Annotated in this window: 7 protein-coding genes; all 7 read right to left on the bottom strand. The window is 60.8% G+C overall.

The window, feature by feature from the left end; translation table 11 throughout:
* Positions 1 to 767 (bottom strand): Hpt domain-containing protein (locus DBR18_RS29155; RefSeq protein WP_371921094.1); only part of this gene is annotated, 767 nt, incomplete at its 3' end.
* Positions 768 to 803: 36 nt separating this feature from the next.
* Entirely contained in the window at positions 804 to 1,592 is a 789-nt protein-coding gene (locus DBR18_RS13355) for a protein phosphatase CheZ (protein WP_108590662.1), read from the bottom strand.
* Positions 1,593 to 1,609: 17 nt separating this feature from the next.
* Complete coding sequence (locus tag DBR18_RS13350; protein WP_024012118.1) at positions 1,610 to 1,981, bottom strand: chemotaxis response regulator CheY; 372 nt, start codon at positions 1,979 to 1,981, stop codon at positions 1,610 to 1,612.
* 166 nt (positions 1,982 to 2,147) lie between these two features.
* Positions 2,148 to 2,888, bottom strand: a complete 741-nt coding sequence (fliA, locus tag DBR18_RS13345) for an RNA polymerase sigma factor FliA (protein WP_003222919.1) — start codon at positions 2,886 to 2,888, stop codon at positions 2,148 to 2,150.
* Positions 2,885 to 3,715: a flagellar synthesis regulator FleN gene (gene fleN / locus DBR18_RS13340; protein ID WP_108590661.1), complete on the bottom strand. Its 831-nt coding sequence runs from the start codon at positions 3,713 to 3,715 to the stop codon at positions 2,885 to 2,887. Before fleN ends, fliA begins: the two co-directional genes overlap by 4 nt.
* Before the next feature lie 113 nt (positions 3,716 to 3,828).
* Complete coding sequence (flhF, locus tag DBR18_RS13335) at positions 3,829 to 5,169, bottom strand: flagellar biosynthesis protein FlhF (RefSeq protein WP_108590660.1); 1,341 nt, start codon at positions 5,167 to 5,169, stop codon at positions 3,829 to 3,831.
* Between the two features lie 11 nt (positions 5,170 to 5,180).
* The coding region (locus DBR18_RS13330) for a flagellar biosynthesis protein FlhA (protein WP_256588696.1) at positions 5,181 to 6,876 on the bottom strand (1,696 nt) is incomplete at its 5' end.

The raw sequence follows: 6,876 nt of genomic DNA, 5'->3' as shown, positions 1-6,876 counted from the left end.
TTGCCCTTGCCGTGCAACTGATCGAGCAGCGCTTCGAATTCGTCGTCGGTGATGTCCGAGCTGTCGCCCGCCGCCGGTGCCGCCGCAGCGGCCGCCGTCGGTGCCACGGCGTCCGGCGCGAACTGGCCTTTGCCGTGCAACTGATCGAGCAAGGACTCGAATTCAGCGTCGGTGATTTCATCGCTGGCGGCCGCATCGGCAACCGGCGCAGATGCCACAGCAACCGGCGCTTCGGCTTCGGCCTTGACGGCGTTCAGCGAGTCGAGCAGCTGTTCGAATTCGTTATCGGTGATGTCGCCCGAATCGCTCGAATCGCCTTCGACGACCAGCTCTTCGATCATCTCGGCCACCGGCGAAGCCGGGGCTTCGTCAGCCGATTGCGGTTCGGCCAGACGCGCCAGCGCGGCCAGCAGTTCCGGGGTAGCGGCAGTGATCGGTGCACGTTCACGGACTTCGCTGAACATGCTGTTCACTGCGTCCAGTGCTTCAAGCACCACGTCCATCAGTTCTGCATCAACGCGACGCTCACCCTTGCGCAGGATGTCGAACACGTTTTCGGCGATGTGACAGCACTCCACCAGCTCGTTGAGCTGAAGGAAGCCGGCGCCCCCTTTTACAGTGTGGAAACCGCGAAAAATTGCGTTGAGCAGATCTGCGTCATCCGGGCGGCTTTCCAGCTCGACCAGTTGTTCGGACAGTTGCTCAAGAATCTCGCCGGCCTCAACCAGGAAATCCTGAAGGATCTCTTCATCGGCGCCGAAGCTCATTAATGGGGTGCTCCTACAGGTCTAAAAACCTAAAACTCAAAATCCAAGGCTGGATAACAAATCGTCCACATCGTCCTGACCGGACACAACGTCTTCTCGTTTATCGGCATGAATCTGCGGACCTTCACCCTGCGAGAGATGTTTTTGTGGATCTTTTTCTGCAAGCATCGCGGCGCGGTCGTGTTCGATGCCCGCAAAGCGGTCCACCTGACTGGCCATGAGTACGAGTTTGAGCAAATTGCTTTCGACTTCGGTGACCAGTTGGGTCACACGCTTGATCACTTGACCGGTGAGGTCCTGGTAATCCTGGGCCAGCAGGATGTCGTTGAGGTTGCTCGACACCGCACGGTTGTCCGTGCTGCTGCGCGACAGAAAACCGTCGACCCGGCGCGCCAGTTCGCGGAACTCTTCAGCCCCGACCTCACGACGCATGAAGCGGCCCCAGTCGGTGCTCAAGGCCTGGGCTTCATCGGCCAGGCCATTGACCACCGGCGTGGCGCTTTCCACCAGATCCATGGTGCGGTTGGCCGCGGCTTCGGTCAGCTTGACCACATAGCCCAGGCGTTCGGTGGCGTCGGTGATCTGCGACACTTCCTCGGCCTGCGGCATGTGCGGATCGATCTGGAAGTTGACGATCGCACTGTGCAGTTCGCGTGTGAGCTTGCCCACTTCCTGATACAGGCCGCGGTCACGGGTCTGATTGAGCTCATGGATCAGTTGCACAGCGTCGCCGAACCTGCCTTTTTCAAGGCTCTCGACCAGTTCGACCGCGTGTTTTTTCAGGGTCGATTCGAAATCGCCCTGTGAAGATTCTTTATGCTCCATAGCTCCCCCGCGCGTCATCAGCCGATGCGTTCGAAAATCTTCTCGATTTTGTCTTTCAACGCCTGAGCCGTGAAAGGTTTGACCACGTAGCCGTTCACACCGGCCTGAGCGGCCTCGATGATTTGCTCGCGCTTGGCTTCAGCGGTCACCATCAGCACGGGCAGATGCTTGAGTTTTTCATCGGCACGCACGTGGCGCAGCAGGTCGATACCGGTCATGCCCGGCATGTTCCAGTCCGTTACCAGAAAGTCGATGCTGCCGCTGTTGAGTACCGGAATGGCGGTAGTGCCATCGTCGGCCTCGACGGTGTTGGTGAACCCAAGATCGCGCAGCAGGTTCTTGATGATCCGCCGCATCGTTGAGAAGTCATCAACGATGAGGATTTTCATGTCTTTGTTCAATTCGACCTCCAAGCAGTCTTAAACGCGCCCAGCACCTGGACGCGCCACTTCAATCAATCGGCGCAGCACTCGAAGACTGTCTGGAGCACAACAGAGCAAGACCGGTGCCGTTCATCACCGCACCAGCCTCGTTCGCAGTGTCCCCACACTGCCTTCAGCGCGCTCGCCACTCCCCCAAACGCCCCCGCAAACGGGCCGCGCACTGGCTGTGTAACTGGCTGACCCGCGATTCACTGACGCCAAGGACTTCACCGATTTCCTTGAGGTTCAGTTCTTCGTCGTAGTACAGCGCCAACACCAGTCGCTCACGCTCCGGCAAATTGGCAATCGCGTCCGCCAGCGCCGCCTGGAAGCGTTCATCTTCCAGATCGCGTGACGGCTCAAGATGAGCACTGGCGCCATCCTCGTGCAGCCCTTCGTGTTCGCCGTCCTGCAACAGATCGTCGAAACTGAACAAGCGGCTGCCCAGGGTATCGTTCAAAATCCCGTAGTAATCGTCGAGACTCAATTGGAGTTCGGCCGCAACCTCGTGATCTTTAGCATCACGGCCGGTTTTAGCTTCAATTGCCCGAATTGCGTCGCTGACCATACGGGTATTGCGGTGAACCGAGCGTGGCGCCCAGTCCCCTTTGCGTACTTCGTCGAGCATCGCGCCGCGGATCCGGATGCCCGCGTACGTTTCGAAACTGGCGCCTTTGCTGGCGTCGTATTTGGTCGAGACTTCAAGCAGGCCGATCATCCCGGCCTGAATCAGGTCTTCAACCTGCACACTCGCCGGCAAGCGCGCCAGCAAGTGATAGGCAATGCGCTTGACCAGTGGCGCGTAACGCTCGATCAACTCGTACTGCGCGTCACGTGCCGACTTCTTGTAGTAGTTCATACCGCTGGCGGTCATAACACTGGCCCTGCCGTTTGCTGCACGAGGCGCTCGACGAAAAACTCAAGGTGCCCACGCGGGTTGGCAGGCAGCGGCCAGGTATCGACCTTTTGTGCGATGGCCTTGAACGCCAGCGCGCACTTGGAACGCGGAAAGGCTTCATAGACCGCACGCTGCTTCTGCACTGCCTTGCGTACGCTTTCGTCGTACGGCACCGCGCCGACGTATTGTAGGGCGACGTCGAGGAAGCGATCCGTGACCTTGGTCAACTTGGCGAACAGGTTGCGCCCTTCCTGCGGGCTCTGCGCCATGTTCGCGAGGACGCGGAAGCGGTTCATGCCGTAGTCGCGGTTGAGCAGTTTGATCAGCGCGTAGGCGTCGGTGATCGAGGTCGGCTCATCACAGACCACCAGCAGCACTTCCTGCGCGGCGCGGACGAAACTGACTACCGAGTCACCAATACCTGCAGCGGTGTCGATCACCAGCACATCGAGGTTGTCGCCGATGTCACTGAAGGCCTGAATCAGTCCGGCATGTTGCGCCGGGCTCAGGTGCACCATGCTCTGGGTGCCCGAAGCGGCCGGCACGATGCGAATCCCGCCAGGCCCCTGCAACAGCACGTCGCGCAGCTCGCAACGGCCTTCGATCACGTCGGCCAGCGTGCGTTTGGGCGTAAGGCCCAGCAGAACATCGACGTTCGCCAGCCCCAGGTCTGCGTCCAGCAGCATGACCCGACGGCCAAGCTCTGCCAGCGCCAGAGACAAGTTCACTGACACGTTAGTCTTGCCGACGCCACCTTTGCCGCCGGTCACCGCGATCAGCTGTACGGGATGCATGCTGCCCATGTTATTTCTTTACCTTGTCTTGCATAGACGGAGGCCACATTACTGGCTGCGCGTTCACAACCGGAACAATGCATGGCAGACCATCGATGTAGGTACAAAAACTGTTCATTACCTCAGCCAACCTGCTTGGTCGGGCTGTGGTAGATATCAGCGAACATGTCAGCCATGGCTTCTTCGCTGGGTTCTTCCTGCATTTGCACGCTGACGGCGCGGCTGACCAGTTGATGACGGCGCGGCAGATGCAGATCATCCGGAATCCGTGGGCCGTCGGTCAGGTACGCGACCGGCAGTTCATGACTGATCGCCAGGCTCAACACTTCGCCAAGGCTGGCCGTCTCATCCAGTTTAGTCAGGATGCAGCCGGCAAGCCCGCAACGCTTGTAACTGTGATAAGCGGCGGTTAGAACCTGTTTCTGGCTGGTGGTTGCCAGCACCAGATAATTTTTTGAACGGATGCCACGCCCGGCCAGACTTTCCAGCTGCATGCGCAGGGCCGGATCGCTGGCCTGCAGGCCGGCGGTATCGATCAGCACCACGCGTTTGCGCAGCAGCGGGTCGAGCGCCTGCACCAGCGACTGGCCCGGATCGACGTGGGTCACCGGCACATTGAGAATCCGCCCCAGGGTCTTGAGTTGTTCCTGCGCGCCGATGCGGAAGCTGTCCATGCTGACCAGCGCCACATTCTGCGCGCCGTACTTGAGCACGTAGCGCGCAGCGAGTTTGGCCAGCGTGGTGGTCTTGCCCATGCCGGCCGGGCCGACCATGGCAATCACCCCGCCCTCTTCCAGCGGCTCGACTTCCGGTACGGCGATCATCCGCGCCAGGTGCGCGAGCAGCATGCGCCAGGCCTGACGTGGTTCTTCGATGTCGGTGATCATCGCCAGCAAATCGCGCGACAACGGCCCGGACAGACCGATGCGTTGCAGACGGCGATACAGATTGGCTTGTGCCGGACGGCTGCCTTGCAGCTGATTCCAGGCCAGGGTGCCGAGCTGCACTTCCATCAGTTCGCGCAGACTGTTCAATTCGAAACGCATCGAATCCAGCGCACGCGGATCGACACCGGCGGACGCCTGTGCAGGCGCCGGGGCCGGACGTGCCGGGGCGGCGTAAGTCGGTTCGCTCAACGGTTCGGCAGCGGTCAGCGGCAGGCCGGCCGTCAACGGCAGGCCGGCGAACAACTGGCGATTGGTGTTGCCGTCGGCTTCGCCACGCAGGCTCAGCTCGGCCTGGGCGGTGACGATGCGCGACTGGGTCTTGCGCAGCTCGTCTTCGAGTTCCATGTTCGGAACCCGTGGCGCCAGCGCCGACAATTTGTAATCCAGCGCCGCCGTCAGCTCGACGCCGCCGGCAATGCGGCGGTTGCCAATGATGGCGGCATCAGCGCCCAGCTCATCACGAACCAGCTTCATGGCCTGACGCATATCGGCGGCGAAAAAACGCTTAACTTGCATAAACCACTACCTCAGCCGTTGGGCCCTACTGTCGCAACGATGGTCACTTGCTTGTTGTCCGGAATTTCCTGGTAGGCCAGCACGTGCAGCCCCGGGACGGCGAGGCGGCCGAAACGCGAGAGCATCGCGCGGATCGGGCCTGCTACCAACAGGATCACCGGCTGACCTTGCATTTCCTGGCGCTGCGCCGCTTCGATAAGCGAACGCTGCAGCTTCTCGGCCATGCTTGGTTCCAGCAGAACGCCCTCTTCCGAGCCTTGTCCTGCCTTCTGCAGACTATTGAGCAATATTTGTTCCAACCTTGGTTCCAAGGTGATCACAGGCAGCTCGGAGTCAGTGCCTACAATGCTTTGGACGATGGCGCGGGATACGCCGACGCGCACTGCGGCCACCAAAGCGGCGGTATCTTGACTCTTGGCAGCGTTGTTGGCGATAGCCTCGGCAATGCTGCGGATGTCGCGCACCGGCACGTGTTCGGCCAGCAGCGCCTGCAACACTTTGAGCAGTTGCGACAGCGACACCACCCCCGGCACCAGTTCTTCAGCCAGTTTCGGCGAGCTTTTGGCCAGCAATTGCATGAGTTGCTGCACTTCCTCGTGGCCGATCAGCTCGCTGGAGTGCTTGTACAGAATCTGGTTCAAGTGGGTAGCGACCACGGTACTGGCGTCGACCACGGTGTAACCGAGCGATTGCGCCTGCGCACGCTGGCTGACTTCGATCCACACCGCCTCCAGGCCGAAAGCCGGATCTTTGGCGGTAATGCCGTTGAGCGTGCCGTAGACCTGCCCCGGGTTGATTGCCAGTTCGCGATCCGGGTAGATCTCGGCTTCGGCCAGGATCACCCCCATAAGGGTCAGGCGATAGGCGCTCGGCGCCAGATCGAGGTTGTCGCGGATGTGCACGGTCGGCATCAGGAAGCCCAGATCCTGCGAGAGCTTCTTGCGCACGCCCTTGATCCGCGCCAGCAACTGCCCGCCCTGATTGCGATCCACCAGCGGGATCAGGCGATAGCCGACTTCCAGGCCGATCATGTCGATCGGGGTCACGTCGTCCCAGCCCAGTTCCTTGGTTTCCATGGCCCGGGCCGGCGACGGCAGCAGTTCCTGCTGACGCTGAACTTCCTGCAGCGCCTGGACCTTGGCGACGTTCTGCTTCTTCCAGAACAGGTAGGCGCCGCCGGCAGCCAGCGCGGCCATGCTCAGGAACGAGAAGTGCGGCATGCCCGGCACAAGCCCCATGACCGCCATCAGACCGGCAGCCACCGCCAAGGCTTTGGGCGAGGCGAACATCTGCCGGTTGATCTGTTTGCCCATGTCTTCCGAACCGGAAGCACGGGTCACCATGATCGCTGCCGCTGTCGATAACAACAGTGATGGCAATTGCGCCACCAAACCGTCACCGATGGTCAGCAAGGCGTACACCTTGCCGGCGTCGGCGAAGGTCATGTTGTGCTGGAAGATACCGACAGCCATACCGCCGATGAGGTTGATGAACAGAATCAGCAGGCCGGCGATGGCGTCACCACGGACGAACTTGCTGGCACCGTCCATCGAACCGTAGAACTCGGCCTCTTGGGCAACTTCCTGACGGCGCGCCTTGGCCTGGTTCTGGTCGATCAGGCCGGCGTTGAGGTCGGCGTCGATCGCCATTTGCTTGCCGGGCATCGCATCGAGGGTGAAGCGCGCGCTCACCTCGGAAATCCGCCCG

Origin of the sequence: Pseudomonas sp. HMWF021, from assembly GCF_003061005.1 — a bacterium.
GTDB lineage: Bacteria > Pseudomonadota > Gammaproteobacteria > Pseudomonadales > Pseudomonadaceae > Aquipseudomonas.
The sequence above is the reverse complement of the archived record's forward strand: the minus strand, read 5'-3'. Positions and strand labels throughout refer to the sequence as shown.

Bases quoted from the DNA above. Each gene is read 5' to 3' on its own strand.
- DBR18_RS13355 (WP_108590662.1), bottom strand. From the start codon at position 1,592: ATGGAGCATAAAGAATCTTCACAGGGCGATTTCGAATCGACCCTGAAA.
- DBR18_RS13350 (WP_024012118.1), bottom strand. From the start codon at position 1,981: ATGAAAATCCTCATCGTTGATGACTTCTCAACGATGCGGCGGATCATC.
- fliA (WP_003222919.1), bottom strand. From the start codon at position 2,888: ATGACCGCCAGCGGTATGAACTACTACAAGAAGTCGGCACGTGACGCG.
- fleN (WP_108590661.1), bottom strand. From the start codon at position 3,715: ATGGGCAGCATGCATCCCGTACAGCTGATCGCGGTGACCGGCGGCAAA.
- flhF (WP_108590660.1), bottom strand. From the start codon at position 5,169: ATGCAAGTTAAGCGTTTTTTCGCCGCCGATATGCGTCAGGCCATGAAG.